The organism is Cedecea sp. VD22, from assembly GCF_037150195.1.
GTDB lineage: Bacteria > Pseudomonadota > Gammaproteobacteria > Enterobacterales > Enterobacteriaceae > Cedecea.
In genome coordinates, this window is the sequence record NZ_JBBCPX010000001.1 from 619547 (window position 1) to 635923 (window position 16377).

Here is a 16377-nt window from a genome sequence, read left to right on the forward strand (position 1 = left end):
CTTAAATATTCAGGCACAGTAACTGCAGAAAATTTCATGCTTTAAAAAGTAAGGTTATTTTTCTGTCGGAATACGGGCTATGGATGTTGAATTTCAGATATTACAGCCACTTTATTTTGCTTTCCCAACCTTTCAGTTCCATGCATTGATTAAATAACCGGTCCCGGCTTTCGCTATTCACGTCCATCACATAGCTTTCAATTTCTGGCTTTTTTACCGCCCGGGTTTTCTCGCCATCACACTCATCTTTTTTAGTACAGGCTTCGTAGTAAGTGGTGTACTTAGTACGTTGTGCAACCTCATTCCTTACCGGAAAAGCCTGCTGGGACTGGGTTTCACAGTCTCCTCGTGCGCTGGTGTACTCCTGCGCGTTACTGCGGGTTTTTACCCACTGAGATGTGCACCCGCTTAGCAGCAAACAACAGATAATGGCAATTAAGGGCTTATTCATGGCGGGCGCTCTTCCTTTTAGCAAAATAGATCTCCTGGTTAACAGCCTGACGCCAAACAGCGTCGGCAGGCTGTGTTGGCCGTCATTATAATTGCTGTACATAAACCTAATCTATATAGCAGGCCTTTTTCAGCCAGCCTGACGGTTCATAAATTACCAGGCGAAAACCTTATTATTCCCCCGATGAGATAAGGGATAAGGCCGCTGCTGAAAAATAAAAATGCTGTTTGGCTGAACCGATTCTGGCTTCCATCAGGGCCGCTAAGCGGTCGGGATTCAGGCGAAATCGAGGCCCGGGGCTTCAGCCTGAGCACCTCCCTTTCTTGTGATGATACCGCCTTTAGTGGTATGGTTTTCGCCTCAAATTCGATTGAATAATTAAATGTATGGGGAATTACGCAATGCGTATCATTCTGCTCGGCGCACCGGGCGCAGGTAAAGGGACTCAGGCTCAGTTCATCATGGAGAAATACGGTATTCCGCAAATTTCCACCGGTGATATGCTGCGTGCTGCGGTTAAATCTGGTTCAGAACTGGGTAAACAGGCCAAAGACATCATGGATGCTGGCAAACTGGTGACCGATGAGCTGGTTATCGCCCTGGTTAAAGAGCGCATTGCGCAGGAAGACTGCCGTAACGGTTTCCTGCTGGACGGTTTCCCACGCACTATCCCGCAGGCAGACGCCATGAAAGAAGCGGGCATCAAGGTTGATTTCGTGCTGGAGTTCGACGTACCTGACGAGCTGATCGTTGACCGCATCGTGGGTCGCCGCGTGCACGCTGCTTCCGGCCGCGTTTACCACATTAAATTCAACCCGCCTAAGGTTGAAGGTAAAGACGACGTGACCGGCGAAGAGCTGACTACCCGTAAAGACGATCAGGAAGAAACCGTGCGTAAACGCCTGGTGGAATACCATCAGATGACCGCGCCGCTGATCGGCTACTACTCTAAAGAAGCGCAGGCGGGTAACACCCAATACGCTAAAGTTGACGGCACCCAGGCCGTGGCTGACGTGCGCGCTGAACTGGAAAAAATCCTCGGATAATTTCCCGCAGCGGCAAAAAATACCAGGGCATGCCCTGGTATTTTTTTGCCCCTATTTTCCCCTTTCACTGTAATCGGTTCTCGTTTCGCTCTTTTACGTTACAATTGACGGCAATTTACAGATAAGGGGTGGGAATGAATCAGGAAAAAATTGGCATCTTACTGGCTAACCTTGGTACGCCGAGCGCCCCGACACCGGCGGCGGTCAACCGCTATCTTCGTCAGTTCCTCAGCGATAAGCGCGTGGTAGATACGCCCCGCCTGCTTTGGTGGCCGCTGCTGCGCGGCGTCATTCTGCCGATCCGTTCACCGCGTGTCGCCAAACTCTATCAGTCCATCTGGATGGAAGAGGGCTCGCCCTTGATGGTATACAGCCGTCGGCAGGAAAAAGCGCTGGCGCAGCAGCTGCCGGACACGCCGGTTGCGCTGGGGATGAGCTACGGCGAACCGTCGCTCAAAAGCGCCGTGGACGACCTCCTGGCGCAGAACGTGACGCACATTGTGGTGCTGCCGCTTTATCCGCAGTTTTCCTGCTCAACCGTGGCGGCGGTATGGGACGAGCTGGGGCGTATCTTCGCCGATTACCGCAGTCTGCCTTCTATTTCCCTGATTCGCGACTACGCGACAGAGCCGGCTTACATCAACGCGCTGGCGGCCTCGGTCAAACGCTCTTTTGCCGAACACGGTGAACCGGACGTGCTGCTGCTTTCCTATCACGGTATTCCGCAGCGCTACGCGAATGAAGGCGATGATTACCCGCAGCGCTGCCGCGACACCACCCGCGAACTGCTGAGCGCCCTTGAGCTGCCGCCGGAAAAAGTGATGATGACCTACCAGTCCCGCTTTGGCCGCGAACCCTGGCTGATGCCGTACACCGACGAAACGTTGAAAATGCTGGCCGAAAAGGGCGTGAAGCATATTCAGGTGATGTGCCCGGGCTTCTCCGCTGACTGCCTGGAAACGCTGGAAGAGATGGCGGTCCAGAACCGGGAAGTATTTATCGAGGCGGGCGGGACGAAATACGAGTACATTCCGGCGCTGAATGACGATCCGGCCCATATCGCGATGATGATGAATCTGGTGGAGCGGTATCGCAAATAGAAACCTGAGGCGGGGAATGCTACTATTCTCCGCCTTATTATCCAGCCCCGTAACGACACCATGAAATTTCCCGGTAAACGCAAATCCAAACACTACTTCCCCGTCAGCGCCCGCGACCCGCTCTTACAGCAAACTCAGCCTGAAGCAGAAAGCGGCTCTTCCTGGGTGGTCGGCATCGACCAAACGCTGGTCGACATTGAAGCCAAGGTGGACGATGAGTTTGTACAGCGCTACGGGCTGAGTTTTGGCCACTCTCTGGTGATTGAGGATGATGTGGCCGACGCGCTCTACAAAGAGCTGGTCGACAACAACCTGATTACCCACCAGTTTGCCGGAGGCACCATAGGCAATACCATGCACAATTACTCAGTGCTGGCCGATGACCGCTCGGTGCTGCTCGGCGTAATGTGCCGCAATGTCGAGATCGGTAGCTACGCTTACCGCTACCTCTGCAATACCTCCAGCCGGACCGACCTTAACTATTTGCAGGGCGTTGATGGCCCGATTGGCCGCTGCTTTACGCTGATTGGCGACCAGGGCGAGCGTACTTTTGCTATCAGCCCGGGCCACATGAACCAGCTACGTGCGGATAGCATTCCGGAAGAAGTGATTGCCGGGGCATCCGCGCTGGTGCTGACCTCTTATCTGGTGCGCTGCAAGCCGGGCGAGCCGATGCCGGAGGCCACCATGCAGGCGATTGCCTGGGCGAAGAAACACAACGTGCCGGTGGTACTGACTCTGGGCACCAAATACGTGATTGCCGAAAACCCGACCTGGTGGCAGGCTTTCCTGAGCGAGCACGTTTCGATCCTGGCGATGAACGAAGAAGAGGGTGAAGCGCTAACCGGTGAAAGCGATCCGCTGCTGGCCGCCGACAAGGCGCTGGACTGGGTTGACCTGGTGCTTTGCACCGCCGGGCCGGTAGGCCTTTATATGGCGGGTTATACCGAAGAGACCGCGAAGCGTAAAACCCAGCACCCACTTCTGCCTGGTGCGATTGCCGAATTTAACCAGTTCGAATTTAGCCGCGCGATGCGCCTGAAAGACTGCGCTGAGCCGCTGCGAATCTACTCCCACATCGCGCCATATATGGGCGGCCCGGAGAAGATCATGAACACCAACGGCGCGGGAGACGGGGCGCTTGCGGCGCTGTTGCACGATATCACCGCGAACAATTACCACCGCAGTAACGTGCCGAATTCCAGCAAACACAAGCTGACCTGGCTGACTTATTCCTCGCTGGCCCAGGTGTGCAAATACGCCAACCGTGTGAGTTATCAGGTCCTGAATCAGCATTCGCCACGCCTGACGCGCGGCCTGCCTGAGCGGGAAGACAGCCTCGAAGAGTCTTACTGGGAACGTTAAGCTGAAAAGCTGAGCCTGAAGGCTCAGCTTTTTTCGGCGTGGGCAGGTGTCAGACCTGCCCTAAAAGAGAATTAACCCGTCACCGCTTCCTGTGTGACCGGCGGCACCAGCAGCCCAAGCATGGTATTGGCAATCTCCCTTTCTCCCATCACAACCTGATTAGCGCCACGCTCGGTGATGTAATCCACTTCGTCGTCGTAATGTGCGCGGGCGATGATTTCGATATCCGGGCATTTTGCTCTGGCCGTCGCGACGATTTCACCGGCTTCGTAGCCGTTAGGAATGGTCAGTAGCAGCCAGCGGGCGCAGTCCAGATGGGCCAGACTCATGATCTCTTCGTTAGCAGCATTGCCCAGCACGGCGCGGATCCCGCGTTCGCGCAGCTCATCCACTCGGCTGCGGGAGGTTTCGATCACCACCAATGGCACACCTTCGGCAATAAGCTTCTCGCCAAGCAGGCTACCGACGCGGCCATAGCCCACCAGCAGAGCGTGGTTGCAGATATCCACCGGGATTTGTTTCTCTTCCTCGATGGCTTCTTCCAGGGTTTGCTCGTCCAGCGTTTCGGTTTTCTCGAGGTAGCGCTCAAGCACGGCAAACAGAATTGGGTTCAGCATAATCGACAGAATTGCGCCAGCCAGCACCAAATTTTGCCCCGTTTGTGGTAACAGGTTCAGCGCCATGCCGAGGCCGGCCAGAATAAAGGCGAACTCACCGATCTGCGCGAGGCTGGTGGCGATGGTCAGCGCGGTCCGCTGGGAGTGACCAAACATGCGCACCAGCAGGAATGCCGCCAGGGATTTACCGAAGATGATGATGGCCAGCGTGCCCAGTACCGCCAGCGGTTCCTGAATCAGGATCAGCGGATCAAACAGCATGCCGACGGAAACAAAGAACAGCACCGCAAACGCATCGCGCAGCGGCAGGGTGTCGTGTGCCGCGCGGTGGCTTAGCTCTGACTCATTCAGCACCATACCGGCAAAGAAGGCACCCAGCGCAAAGGAGACATCAAACAATTCAACCGCGCCGAATGCGATGCCCAGGGCCAGCGCCAGCACGGAAAGGGTAAACAGCTCGCGGGAACCTGTCGCTGCGCTGCGAGCCAGAATCCACGGCACAAGGCGGCGGCCAACCAGCATCATCAGGGCGATAAACGCCGCGACCTTCCCGATGGTGATAGCCATATCCAGGCTCAGGGAAACCAGCCCAACGTTGCCTTTTTCCATCATGCCGGCGACGGCTGGCAGCAGCACCAGAGTCAGCACCATCACCAGATCTTCAACAATCAGCCAGCCAATGGCTATTTGCCCTCGCTGAGTATCAATTAGCTGCCTTTCTTCAAGCGCGCGCAGCAGCACGACGGTACTTGCCGTCGATAAACAAAGCCCAAAGACGATACCGGTCATCACCGACCAGCCCATCAGCCAGGAAAGCGCCATGCCCAGCAGCGTCGCGACGCCTATTTGCGCGATGGCGCCGGGGATGGCGATGGCCTTTACCGCCATCAAATCCTTCAATGAAAAATGCAGCCCGACGCCGAACATCAGCAGAATCACGCCTAACTCCGCCAGCTCAGGGGCAAGTTTGGTATCAGCAACAAAACCAGGGGTAAAAGGTCCCGCCAGCACACCAGCTAATAAATAGCCCACCAGCGGAGATATGCGCAGCTTGTTAGCCAGCATACCCAGTAAAAAAGCGAGCACGAGACCACCAACAATGGTGGTGATAAGCGGTGTGGCGTGATGCATTCCGTCTCCTTTGGTTGGCCGATGTTCCAAAACGTTCTGTTACACAGTTTATGACAAATTCTTTATCGGCGTTTATGAATAATTGTTGAATTTTGAATAAAAAGCGCATTTCGATAAAAAATAGGCTCTGAGTAGCATTTAACTCAGTTATCTGAGGCGACTGCCAGAAGGGTATGGAGACAGGATGCGGCCAAAGCAATACTTTGGCCGCTAAAATCTACGCTTTGTGGCGATTATCGGGCAGGAATATTGTCATAATGCCGAGTAACGGCAAGAAGGCACATATTTTGTAGACCAACTCGATGCTGGTGTGGTCAGCAATTAACCCGAGTACGGCTGCACCCAGGCCGCCCATCCCAAAGGCAAATCCGAAAAAGAGCCCGGAAACCATACCGATACGGCCAGGAAGCAGCTCCTGAGCATACACCAGGATGGCCGAGAAAGCGGAGGCCAAAATAAAGCCAATGATCACCGTCAGGACGCCCGTCCAGTAAAGTGATGCGTAGGGTAAAACAAGGGTAAATGGCGCGACGCCGAGGATAGAGCCCCAAATTACGTATTTTCTGCCAATTTTATCCCCCACGGGGCCACCAATCACCGTGCCTGCCGCGACGGCAAACAGGAATGCGAACAGGTGAATCTGGGCATTTTGTACGGATAATCCGAATTTTTGCATCAGGTAGAAAGTGAAGTAGCTGCTGATGCTCGCCATATAAAAGTATTTAGAGAAGATCAGCAGCAGCAAAATCGAGACCGCCAGAATCACTTTGTTGCGTGGCAGCGGGTTGACCACCGGCACGGCAGGGCGGCTTTTGGCGATTTTATGCTGAGCGGCGTACCAGCGGCTGATTTGCAGCAGAACCACGATAGCCAGCAGAGCAGCGAGCACGAACCACGCCACGTTACCTTTGCCGTAAGGCGCGATAATAATAGCCGCCAGCAATGGCCCGAGGGAGCTGCCGAAGTTGCCTCCGACCTGGAAGAGCGACTGCGCAAGCCCGTGACGGCCACCGGACGCCATACGCGCCACGCGTGAGGACTCAGGATGGAATACCGAAGAGCCTGTGCCTACCAGCGCCGCGGCGACCAGAACGGCCGGGAAGCTGCCCGCCAGCGCCAGCAGCACCAGCCCGCAAAGGGTAAAGCACATGCCGATCGGCAATGACCACGGCATCGGGTATTTGTCTGTGTAGTAGCCCACCAGCGGCTGCAGCAGCGATGAAGAGAGCTGGAAGGTCAGGGTGATCATCCCGATTTGCATAAAGCTTAGGGAGAACTCGGCCTGTAGCAGCGGGTAAATAGCCAGAATCAGCGACTGAATCATGTCGTTAAGCAGGTGGGAGAGGCTTATAGCGCCAAGGATCCCAAATGCGGTGCGCGCTTTTTTTTGCTCCGGGGGCGTACCCGGCTGGGTGAGGGTTTGAGAGCTTGCCATAATTACCTGTACGAACGGTTATTGTTTTTAGAGCGGGCGGCGCAGGAGATCGCCCGGAAGAAATTCTTACCCTGCTAACATACTCGCACGGGGGATTTGAAGAAAGTCGCATTTCGGAAAAGATAGCTGTCTATCCTGAACGCTATCTGTTATTTCTGCGCAGTTACATTTTGACATGGAGATTTGCAATGCGGTTTGCTGCGAAAACAATAACCACGGCGCTGCTGGTGGCATTGAGTTTAACCAGCGCTTCAGCGCTGGCCTGGGAAAAAGACAAGACCTATAAAATTACCATTCTTCATACTAACGACCACCATGGTCACTTCTGGCGGAATGAGTATGGAGAATACGGGCTGGCAGCGCAAAAAACGCTGGTAGACAGCGTGCGTAAAGAAGTCGCGGCGGAAGGTGGCAGCGTGCTGCTGTTGTCCGGCGGGGATATCAACACCGGCGTGCCGGAATCAGACCTGCAGGATGCTGAACCCGATTTTCGCGGCATGAGCCTGATTGGCTATGACGCCATGGCCGTCGGCAACCACGAATTCGACAACCCCTTATCCGTGCTGCGCCAGCAGGAAAAATGGGCGAAGTTCCCGCTGCTGTCCGCCAACATTTATCAAAAAAGTACCGGCGAGCGCCTGTTTAAGCCTTATGCGATTTTCAAACCTCAGGGCATTAAGGTGGCGGTTATCGGCCTGACCACCGACGATACGGCCAAAATCGGCAATCCGGAATACTTCACCGACATCGAATTCCGCAAACCTGCGGAGGAAGCCAAACTGGTGATCCAGGAGCTACAGGGCACCGAAAAACCGGACGTGATCATCGCCGCAACCCACATGGGCCACTATGATAACGGCAACCACGGCTCGAATGCGCCGGGCGATGTCGAAATGGCAAGAAGCCTGCCGGAAGGCGCGCTGACGATGATTGTGGGTGGTCACTCACAGGATCCGGTCTGCATGGCGCAGGAAAACCAGAAGCAGAAAGATTATGTGCCGGGCACACCGTGCGCGCCGGACAGGCAAAATGGCACCTGGATTGTGCAGGCGCATGAGTGGGGGAAATACGTCGGGCGGGCAGATTTTGAGTTCCGCAACGGCGAGATGAAGCTGGTGCACTATCAGCTGATCCCCATCAACCTGAAAAAGAAAATCACCTACGACAACGGGCAAAGTGAGCGCGTACTTTACACGCCTGAAATCGCCGAAAGCCAGCAGATGCTTTCCCTGCTGACGCCGTTCCAGAACAAAGGCCAGGCCGCGCTGAAGGTGAAAGTAGGCAGCGTGAACGGGCATCTGGAAGGGGACCGCAGCAAAGTGCGCTTTGTGCAGACCAACCTGGCGCGCGTATTGCTGGCGGCACAAATGGCCCGAACCAGCGCGGATTTTGCGGTGATGAGCGGCGGCGGCGTGCGCGATTCTATCGAAGCCGGGAACATTACCTATAAAGATGTGCTCAAGGTGCAGCCGTTCGGCAACACCGTGGTTTATATCGACATGAACGGCAAAGACGTTGAGGAATACCTGACGGCGGTGGCGCAGAAAACGCCGGACTCCGGCGCTTACCCGCAGTTCTCTAACGTCAGCTTCACCTCAACCGGCGGCAAGCTGAGTAACCTGAAAATCAAAGACCAGCCGATTGATCCGGCCAAAACTTACCGCATGGCCACGCTGAGCTTCAACGGCACCGGCGGCGATGGTTACCCGGAAATCGATAAAAAGCCGGGCTACGTCAACACCGGGTTTGTCGATGCGGAAGTCCTGAAGCAGTACATCGAACAGAACTCCCCGCTGGACGTAAATGCTTACCAACCTAAGGGCGAGGTAAGCTGGAACTAAGCGTTAATCGCGGCGGGCGATATCGGCGAAGCTGGCATCCAGCAGTTTCGCCAGATCGCTTGCCGCGAGTTCGATATCCAGCCCGCGCTTGCCGCCGGAAATGTAGATGCTGGCAAACTCCTGTGCCGGAGCATCAATCACCGTTGGCAGGCGTTTTTTCTGCCCCAGCGGGCTAATGCCGCCCACCAGATAACCGGTGATTCGCTGCGCGACCATCGGGTCCGCCATTTCAACCTTCTTCACGCCCAGCGCCTTAGCGACCTTTTTCAGATCAAGCTGCCCGGCAACCGGCGTCACCGCCACGGCGAGGTGTTTCATGTCGCCATTCAGCGCCACCAGCAGCGTTTTATAGACCTGGTCGGCATTTAGCCCCAGCTTACGGACCACTTCGTCACCAAAGTTGGTTTCCAGCGGATCGTGCTCATAGGCATGAATTTGAAAGCTGATTTTGTTCTTTTCGAGGAGTTTTACCGCGGGAGTCATGGTTTCCTTCTTTATTCGTTGTTTTGAAAACGCACAAAATAGTAATCATAGTGATATACTTGACGAGTAATATAGCGCTACATAATAGTGATGGCGTAAACCATCACATTAAGCGACAATTCAGCTTCGGTTGCTTCGGCAGCCGGGATAAACAGAATAATAAATGAAATTCCTCTTTGACGGGCCAATAGAAATATTGGCCATTTTTTTATCCTTTTTTCAGCATTTCTGGCAGGTTACCTTCGCCGTAAAGGTGCAACGCGCCGACCGCAACCACATAGCGCCCGGCGGGCAGCTGTTGCAGAAACGCCTGCCACTGGCGGTTTCGCTGATGCATCAAAACGTCATACAGCGCATCGCCAAAGGTGTTCGGTAGCGCAATATTGCCCTGCTGCGGCGGCGTTTCCAGCCACCAGCCAATCATTATCTGCAGCAGCCGCGCGTTGGTGTGCCAGTGCTCCAGCGTGTCGTTCAGCAGCGGCAGCCCACCGTCAGGCAACCCCTTCAATAATTCTATCTGGCTTTGCGCGCCTTCAAGCTCGGTGACCGGCACGCCGTAGCGCTGTGCAGCTTCCAGTAGCTGATAGTCGATGCCGTAGTCAGGGCGAAGGCCAAGCCGCTGGGCCTGATGTGCCTGTAAAATCAGTGCCACCTGCCAGGCGGGCTGGTGCTCAATGCTGCTCAGTGAAATACCTAACTCGCTGCACAGGCTCAGCACCTGCTGGTAATCGTCTGGAGCCAGACGAGCCTCCAGTTCTATGTCCTCCACTATTTCGCTGAACGGCGAATCGCCAGAGCGGATATCTGCCTCGACGATCAGCGCATCTGCCGCGCGAAGTTTGTCCACCAGGCGTGAGGAAAGCGGAGCCATGTCCCGGGTACCCATATGAATGCTGCCCACGAGGTGCAAATGGCGCTTGCCGGGGAGCGTGATATCAAGGGCAGGCCAGGGATAAGTAGAGGCTGTCAGGCTGGAAAGCAGTGCGCTAAGACGTTGGAACAAACCCATATCGCGATTCCCTGGCTAAAAAGCCATGCTAACGCCCTGGGCTGGAAGGGGAAAGGAAAAAGTCGGCCTTCCGCTCAAAAGGAGAAGGGAAGGCCGCAGAGAGGTTAGTCTTTCGGTTTAAAGCGCAGCAGGCGGTTGGCGTTGCTCACCACGGTGATGGAAGACAGCGCCATCGCGGCACCGGCAACCACCGGATTGAGTAGCGTGCCGGTCAGCGGGTAGAGCACGCCCGCGGCAATCGGAATGCCAAGCGAGTTGTAAACGAACGCCCCCATCAGGTTTTGCTTCATGTTCCGCAGCGTGGCTTTGGAAATAGCCAGCGCATCGGCAACGCCCACCAGGCTGTGACGCATCAGCGTAATGGCGGCGGTTTCAATGGCTACGTCGCTGCCGCCACCCATCGCAATCCCTACCTCGGCCTGAGCCAGCGCCGGGGCATCGTTAATGCCGTCGCCGACCATCGCCACCTGGCGGCCCTGCTGCTGTAACTGCTTGATAGCGTCAGCTTTGCCGTCCGGCAGCACGCCCGCAATCACCTCATCAATGCCGACTTCTTTGGCGATAGCGTTGGCGGTCACCGGGTTATCGCCGGTGAGCATGACCAGGCGGTAGCCGTTACGGTGCAGGCGCTGGAGCGCACTGACGCTGTCGCTGCGAAGCGGGTCGCGGATGGCTAACAGCGCCATGAGCTGGCCGTCTACGGCAAGCAGCACCGGGGTTGCGCCCAGGCGAGCCTGAGCGTCAATGCTGTCGGCAAGCGGCTGAGTGTCCACGCCTTGCTCGTCGAGCAATGCTTTGTTGCCCAGCAGCAGTTTATGCCCGTCCACCTCACCGCTGACGCCCAGCCCGCGCAAAGTACGGAACGACGTCACTTCCGGCAGCGTTGAACTGCCTGCTTTTTCAATAATGGCGCGAGCAAGCGGGTGGCTTGAACCCTGCTCAAGTGCGGCCGCCAGCCGTATCGCTTGCACCTCGTCCACGCCGGCGCGGGTTTCCACGGCGACCACCTGCGGTTTGCCTTCGGTTAGCGTGCCCGTTTTATCAAAGACCACGGTATCCAGCGTGCTGGCGCGCTGCAGGGCATCTGCATCACGAACCAGAACGCCAAATTCGGCGGCACGGCCCACGCCTGAAATAATCGACATCGGCGTGGCAAGGCCCAGGGCGCAAGGGCAGGCGATAATCAGCACCGTGGTGGCAATGACCAGGGTGTAAACAATTTGCGGTGCAGGGCCGACGAAGTACCAGATGGCGGCACTGATCAGCGCGATAGCGACGACGACCGGCACAAACACGGCAGAAATTTTATCGGCAAGCTGGCCGATTTCCGGCTTGCTGCTCTGCGCCTGGCGAACCATGCGGATAATGCGCGACAGCGTGGTGTGGCTGCCGGTGGCGGTGGCGGTGAACAGCACGCTGCCGTCCTGTACTACAGTCCCGGCGTGAATCCCGTCGCCGTTTGATTTTTGCATCGGCACCGGTTCACCGGTCAGCATCGCTTCGTCGAACCAGGCTTCGCCCTGGGTGATTTCCCCGTCAACGGGCACGCGGTCGCCGGTAGTCAGGCGCAGCGTCATTCCGGCGGTGACTTCCGCCAGCGGTAAAGTTTTCTCGCCTTCTTCCGTCACTACTCGCGCGGTCGGCGGCGTTAAGTCCAGCAGGCGTTCAAGTGCTTTAGAAGAGCGCTGACGGGCACGCAGTTCCAGCATATGGCCGAGATTTATCAGGCCGATGATCATCGCGCTGGCCTCGTAGTAGAGGTGGCGGGCTTCCATCGGGAAGTGCTGCGGCCAGATATTTACGGTAATTGAGTAGAGCCAGGCCGCGCCGGTACCGAGGGCGACGAGCGTGTCCATGGTGGCCGCGCGGTTCATCAGGCTGCGCCAGGCGCTACGGTAAAAATGACCGCCGGCAAAGACCATCACCGCAAGGGTAATAATCCCGATGGTCAGCCACAGGGAGCGGTTGTTCTCGGTGACCATCATATTGTCGCCGATCATGCCCCAGACCATCACCGGGATCCCGACGGCAAGGGCGACAATCGCCTGCCAGCGGAAGCGTTTCATGGCGGCGTTCGCCGTTTCTTGCTGGCGCTCGCGGCGTTTCTGATCGTCTTCAATCGCTTCGGCACCGTAACCGGCACTTTCCACGGCTTTGACCAGCGATTCTGCGGAGGCGGTGCCCATCACCAGCGCACTGCGCTCCGCAAGGTTAACCCGTGCCTGGCTGACGCCCGGTACATTTTGTAAGGCATTTTGCACCCGGGAGACGCAGCTGGCGCAGCTCATACCGCCGATCAGCAACTGCTGGCTGTCATCGTCGGTAGACGCTGCCGGAAGCGAAGGGGCGACCGCTGTCAGTGCTTCCGACGGAGTTGATGACTCTGCCAGCGGTTCAGCCTTTGGGTGGCTGGCGACTTCTGCGCCGTATCCCGCTTGTTGGACAGTTTCCACTAACGCTTCCGGCGTGGCGCTGCCGGTAACGCGGGCGTGGGTTTGGGTGACTTCAGCCTGCTCAACGTCTGCACGCTGCTCGAGGCTCTCTTTGACGCGTTTAACACAATGGCCGCAGGTCAGGCCATCCAGATTCAGATCCACAATGTGTGACATCGCGAGACTCCTGTATGATGGTGAGGTGAAATATTGACCGAAAGGATGATTCGGTTAACTATGAAAGAGGTTAAACCTTCCATCAAGGGGAAGGTCAAGGAGCAAAAATGAATATTAGCGATGTGGCGAAAAAAACCGGGCTAACCAGCAAGGCGATTCGTTTTTACGAAGAGAAAGGGCTGGTCACGCCGCCGTTTCGCGCCGACAACGGCTACCGCAGCTATACGCAAAAGCATCTCGATGAGCTGACGCTGCTGCGCCAGGCCCGTCAGGTTGGGTTTAATCTGGAAGAGTGCAAAGAGCTGGTGAGCCTGTTTAACGATCCGGCCCGGCACAGCGCGGACGTAAAAGCCCGCACTTTGCAGAAAGTCGCGGATATCGAGCGGCACATTATTGAGCTGCAGAATATGCGCCAGCATTTGCTCACGCTGGCGGAAGCCTGCCCGGGCGATGACAGCGCCGATTGCCCGATCATCGACAATCTTTCCGGCTGCTGCCATCGCCACGAGATAAACTAAACCGCTTTAATTTTGAGCGTTATGCCTTCCACGGCCAGCACCACAACTTCACTGCCCGCCGGGAGATCTTCATCGGCGGTGACTGGCCAGCTGCTGTCGGCCACGCGAACATGTCCCCGGCCATTGACCAGTGCCGCTTCCAGGCGGAAACGGCGGCCAACCAGTTGCTGCCCGCGCTGATTCAGCACTTCACCTGGAATTTGCTGCCTGCGGCTGGACAGCCAGCGCCACCAGAGAAAGGCGGCGACCAGCGTCAGCAGGGCAAAACAAACGCCCTGCGTTTCCCAGCCAAGCGGCAGCAGCCAGACCAGCAGGCCGGTGATCACTGCCGCCACGCCGCTCCACAGCAGATAGCCGCTGGCGCCGAGCATCTCCGCCGCCAGCAGCAGTCCGCCAAGCGCAAGCCAGAAGACGTGTGGGTGCGCGAGAATGCTGTCGATCATTTTTTACGCTCGGTGCCGCTCTGGGCGATAAGTTCGCTGATCCCGGCGATGGAGCCCATCAGGCTGGAGGCATCCAGCGGCATCAGCACCACTTTGCTGTTATTGGCCGACCCGATTTGCTGCAGCGCGTCGGTGTATTTCTGGGCCACGAAGTAGTTCACCGCCTGAATATCCCCTTTGGCGATAGCTTCGGACACCATTTGCGTGGCGCGAGCTTCTGCTTCAGCACTACGCTCGCGGGCCTCCGCCTCAAGGAAAGCCGACTGACGCTCACCCTCAGCTTTCAGGATCTTCGACTGCTTTTCACCTTCGGCTTTGACGATCTCTGCCTGGCGGATCCCTTCGGCCTCAAGAATATAGGCGCGCTTGGTACGCTCGGCTTTCATCTGGGCGTTCATCGCGTCAATCAGCTCAGCCGGCGGGCGAACGTCGCGGATTTCGATACGGGTGATTTTAATGCCCCACGGGTTAGTCGCTTCGTCGACGATGTGCAGCAGGCGGGTGTTGATGTTGTCGCGCTGGGACAGCATTTCATCCAGCTCCATTGAGCCTAGCACGGTACGGATGTTGGTCATCGTCAGGTTGATGATCGCCAGCTCAAGGTTGCTGACTTCATAGGCGGCGCGCGGGGCGTCAACCACCTGAATAAAGCACACGGCGTCAATGGCGACGTTGGCGTTGTCTTTGGAAATGACTTCCTGAGAAGGGATGTCGAGCACCTGTTCCATCATGTTGATTTTGCGGCCTACGCGATCCATAAACGGCACCACAAGATTCAGGCCTGGCATCAGGGTTTTGGTGTAGCGGCCAAAGCGTTCGACGGTCCATTGGAAGCCCTGGGGCACGATTTTTACCCCGGCAGCCACAATCACCAGCGCCACGAGAATTAATACGGGGATCACGATAAGCATTAAAAAACCTCCTGTTTGTTTTGCATTCAGTCTAACTGCTTAATTTGAAACATTCAGCAACATCCCTGTACACGAGAGGAATTAATTGCTGTTTTTATTTTTATCATGCCTAAATGGAATGATTTTCATGGAGTAAGTTCATTTCACGCATGGTGTCAGCAGGCGTAGTATCGAATGCTTCGGCAGCTCGCGCTATCGGGCGGGCGGTATTTGGCAAGAACACTTATCCCGGTGAGGAAGCAATGGGAACAATAATAGCTGAGCAGCATCAGGCGAATAACAACCGCTGGCAGAAAATTGTGGAAGAATTAATTTCACCCATGGCGATTGATATTGACGGCAACGGCCCGGCAGATATTCGGGTGAACAATCCAGACTTCTTCAAGCGAATATTACAGGAAGGTTCTCTCGGCCTGGGTGAAAGTTATATGGATGGCTGGTGGGACTGCGACCGGCTGGATATTTTATTTACCCATATTTTGCGGCACGGTCTGGACAGCAAAATGCCGAAGCATTTCTCCGACCTGCTGCGTATTGCCGGGGCCAGAGTCTTTAATTTGCAGTCTCGCAAACGCGCCTGGATAGTCGGCAAAGAACATTACGATATTGGCAACGATCTTTTTGCCGCGATGCTCGATCCGTATATGCAATATTCCTGCGGCTACTGGAAAGACGCGGAAAATCTGGCAGAGGCGCAGCGTAACAAGCTGCGGATGATCTGCGAAAAACTGCAGCTCAAAGCGGGCATGAAGCTGCTGGATATCGGCTGCGGCTGGGGCGGACTGGCGCAGTATGCGGCGCAGGAATATGGCGTCTCCGTCGTCGGCGTAACTATTTCGGCGGAACAGCAAAAAATGGCCCAGGATCGCTGCCGGGGCCTGGACGTCGAGATCCTGCTGCAGGATTATCGAGACCTCAACAGCAAATTTGATCGCATTGTTTCCGTGGGCATGTTCGAACACGTCGGGCCAAAAAACTACAATACCTATTTTGAAGTTGCAGCCCGCAATTTAAAACCTGATGGCCTGTTCCTGCTGCATACCATTGGGTCGAATGAAACGGATTTAAACGTCGATCCGTGGATCAACAAATACATCTTCCCTAACGGCTGTTTGCCCTCGGTGCGCCACATTGCCAGCGCCAGTGAAAAACATTTTATTATGGAGGACTGGCACAATATCGGGGCCGATTACGACAGAACGCTGATGGCCTGGTACGATAATTTCCTCCGCTGCTGGCCTAATATCTCGCGTAATTATGACGAGCGCTTCAAGAGGATGTTTAGCTATTATTTGAACGCCTGTGCGGGCGCATTTCGCGCGAGGAATATTCAGCTTTGGCAGGTATTGCTGAGCCCTAATGGGGTGGACGGCGGGATCCGCGTTTACCGATAAACAAAAGGCCGGAATATCCGGCCT

The 16377-nt window shown here is 55.9% G+C and carries 14 protein-coding genes; 6 read left to right on the plus strand and 8 right to left on the minus strand.

Going from position 1 to position 16377, the window contains the following annotated elements; translation table 11 throughout:
* Nucleotides 1-100: 100 nt before the first annotated feature.
* Nucleotides 101-451 (minus strand): hypothetical protein, encoded by a 351-nt coding sequence (locus WFK85_RS02985; RefSeq protein WP_008460252.1) that lies wholly within the window; start codon nt 449-451, stop codon nt 101-103.
* Nucleotides 452-852: 401 nt separating this feature from the next.
* Here WFK85_RS02985 and adk point away from each other — a divergent pair, with 401 nt between their 5' ends.
* The 3 genes from adk (at nt 853) to WFK85_RS03000 (ending at nt 3962) form a co-directional block, all read left to right on the plus strand.
* Complete coding sequence (gene adk / locus WFK85_RS02990; protein ID WP_008460251.1) at nt 853-1497, plus strand: adenylate kinase; 645 nt, start codon at nt 853-855, stop codon at nt 1495-1497.
* A gap of 134 nt (nt 1498-1631) precedes the next feature.
* Nucleotides 1632-2597 (plus strand): ferrochelatase, encoded by a 966-nt coding sequence (gene hemH / locus WFK85_RS02995; RefSeq protein WP_008460250.1) that lies wholly within the window; start codon nt 1632-1634, stop codon nt 2595-2597.
* Between the two features lie 60 nt (nt 2598-2657).
* The gene (locus WFK85_RS03000; RefSeq protein ID WP_008460248.1) at nt 2658-3962 is read left to right on the plus strand and encodes an inosine/guanosine kinase; all 1305 of its coding nucleotides are present in this window, start codon (nt 2658-2660) and stop codon (nt 3960-3962) included.
* A gap of 71 nt (nt 3963-4033) precedes the next feature.
* On the opposite strand, the gene ybaL is transcribed toward WFK85_RS03000, so the two are convergent.
* Both ybaL and WFK85_RS03010 read right to left on the minus strand, forming a co-directional pair.
* A complete protein-coding gene (gene ybaL, locus WFK85_RS03005; RefSeq protein ID WP_008460247.1) occupies nt 4034-5710 on the minus strand; it encodes a YbaL family putative K(+) efflux transporter in 1677 nt (558 codons plus the stop codon).
* Between the two features lie 217 nt (nt 5711-5927).
* The gene (locus WFK85_RS03010; RefSeq protein ID WP_008460246.1) at nt 5928-7145 is read right to left on the minus strand and encodes an MFS transporter; all 1218 of its coding nucleotides are present in this window, start codon (nt 7143-7145) and stop codon (nt 5928-5930) included.
* Between the two features lie 188 nt (nt 7146-7333).
* Here WFK85_RS03010 and ushA point away from each other — a divergent pair, with 188 nt between their 5' ends.
* Complete coding sequence (gene ushA, locus WFK85_RS03015) at nt 7334-8986, plus strand: bifunctional UDP-sugar hydrolase/5'-nucleotidase UshA (RefSeq protein WP_166871867.1); 1653 nt, start codon at nt 7334-7336, stop codon at nt 8984-8986.
* Nucleotides 8987-8989: 3 nt separating this feature from the next.
* On the opposite strand, the gene ybaK is transcribed toward ushA, so the two are convergent.
* The 3 genes from ybaK to copA all read right to left on the minus strand — a co-directional run bounded on the left by ybaK (nt 8990) and on the right by copA (nt 13087).
* Complete coding sequence (ybaK, locus tag WFK85_RS03020) at nt 8990-9469, minus strand: Cys-tRNA(Pro)/Cys-tRNA(Cys) deacylase YbaK (protein WP_008460244.1); 480 nt, start codon at nt 9467-9469, stop codon at nt 8990-8992.
* A gap of 208 nt (nt 9470-9677) precedes the next feature.
* Nucleotides 9678-10478, minus strand: a complete 801-nt coding sequence (locus WFK85_RS03025) for a TraB/GumN family protein (RefSeq protein WP_336706763.1) — start codon at nt 10476-10478, stop codon at nt 9678-9680.
* A gap of 104 nt (nt 10479-10582) precedes the next feature.
* Nucleotides 10583-13087: a copper-exporting P-type ATPase CopA gene (gene copA, locus WFK85_RS03030; protein WP_336706765.1), complete on the minus strand. Its 2505-nt coding sequence runs from the start codon at nt 13085-13087 to the stop codon at nt 10583-10585.
* A 107-nt stretch (nt 13088-13194) separates the two neighbouring features.
* Here copA and cueR point away from each other — a divergent pair, with 107 nt between their 5' ends.
* Complete coding sequence (gene cueR, locus WFK85_RS03035; protein ID WP_008460239.1) at nt 13195-13605, plus strand: Cu(I)-responsive transcriptional regulator; 411 nt, start codon at nt 13195-13197, stop codon at nt 13603-13605.
* Here the strand turns inward: cueR and WFK85_RS03040 are convergent.
* Both WFK85_RS03040 and WFK85_RS03045 read right to left on the minus strand, forming a co-directional pair.
* On the minus strand, nt 13602-14048 hold the full coding sequence (locus WFK85_RS03040; RefSeq protein ID WP_166990627.1) for an NfeD family protein: 447 nt from the start codon (nt 14046-14048) through the stop codon (nt 13602-13604). The two genes, cueR and WFK85_RS03040, sit on opposite strands and share 4 nt — an antisense overlap.
* Complete coding sequence (locus WFK85_RS03045) at nt 14045-14959, minus strand: SPFH domain-containing protein (RefSeq protein WP_008460237.1); 915 nt, start codon at nt 14957-14959, stop codon at nt 14045-14047. The genes WFK85_RS03040 and WFK85_RS03045 overlap by 4 nt, the downstream gene beginning before the upstream one ends.
* A gap of 242 nt (nt 14960-15201) precedes the next feature.
* Between WFK85_RS03045 and cfa the strand changes: the two genes are divergently transcribed.
* Entirely contained in the window at nt 15202-16353 is a 1152-nt protein-coding gene (cfa, locus tag WFK85_RS03050; protein WP_166862309.1) for a cyclopropane fatty acyl phospholipid synthase, read from the plus strand.
* Nucleotides 16354-16377 lie beyond the last annotated feature (24 nt).

Bases quoted from the DNA above. Each gene is read 5' to 3' on its own strand.
- WFK85_RS02985 (WP_008460252.1), bottom strand. From the start codon at position 451: ATGAATAAGCCCTTAATTGCCATTATCTGTTGTTTGCTGCTAAGCGGG.
- adk (WP_008460251.1), top strand. From the start codon at position 853: ATGCGTATCATTCTGCTCGGCGCACCGGGCGCAGGTAAAGGGACTCAG.
- hemH (WP_008460250.1), top strand. From the start codon at position 1,632: ATGAATCAGGAAAAAATTGGCATCTTACTGGCTAACCTTGGTACGCCG.
- WFK85_RS03000 (WP_008460248.1), top strand. From the start codon at position 2,658: ATGAAATTTCCCGGTAAACGCAAATCCAAACACTACTTCCCCGTCAGC.
- ybaL (WP_008460247.1), bottom strand. From the start codon at position 5,710: ATGCATCACGCCACACCGCTTATCACCACCATTGTTGGTGGTCTCGTG.
- WFK85_RS03010 (WP_008460246.1), bottom strand. From the start codon at position 7,145: ATGGCAAGCTCTCAAACCCTCACCCAGCCGGGTACGCCCCCGGAGCAA.
- ushA (WP_166871867.1), top strand. From the start codon at position 7,334: ATGCGGTTTGCTGCGAAAACAATAACCACGGCGCTGCTGGTGGCATTG.
- ybaK (WP_008460244.1), bottom strand. From the start codon at position 9,469: ATGACTCCCGCGGTAAAACTCCTCGAAAAGAACAAAATCAGCTTTCAA.
- WFK85_RS03025 (WP_336706763.1), bottom strand. From the start codon at position 10,478: ATGGGTTTGTTCCAACGTCTTAGCGCACTGCTTTCCAGCCTGACAGCC.
- copA (WP_336706765.1), bottom strand. From the start codon at position 13,087: ATGTCACACATTGTGGATCTGAATCTGGATGGCCTGACCTGCGGCCAT.
- cueR (WP_008460239.1), top strand. From the start codon at position 13,195: ATGAATATTAGCGATGTGGCGAAAAAAACCGGGCTAACCAGCAAGGCG.
- WFK85_RS03040 (WP_166990627.1), bottom strand. From the start codon at position 14,048: ATGATCGACAGCATTCTCGCGCACCCACACGTCTTCTGGCTTGCGCTT.
- WFK85_RS03045 (WP_008460237.1), bottom strand. From the start codon at position 14,959: ATGCTTATCGTGATCCCCGTATTAATTCTCGTGGCGCTGGTGATTGTG.
- cfa (WP_166862309.1), top strand. From the start codon at position 15,202: ATGGGAACAATAATAGCTGAGCAGCATCAGGCGAATAACAACCGCTGG.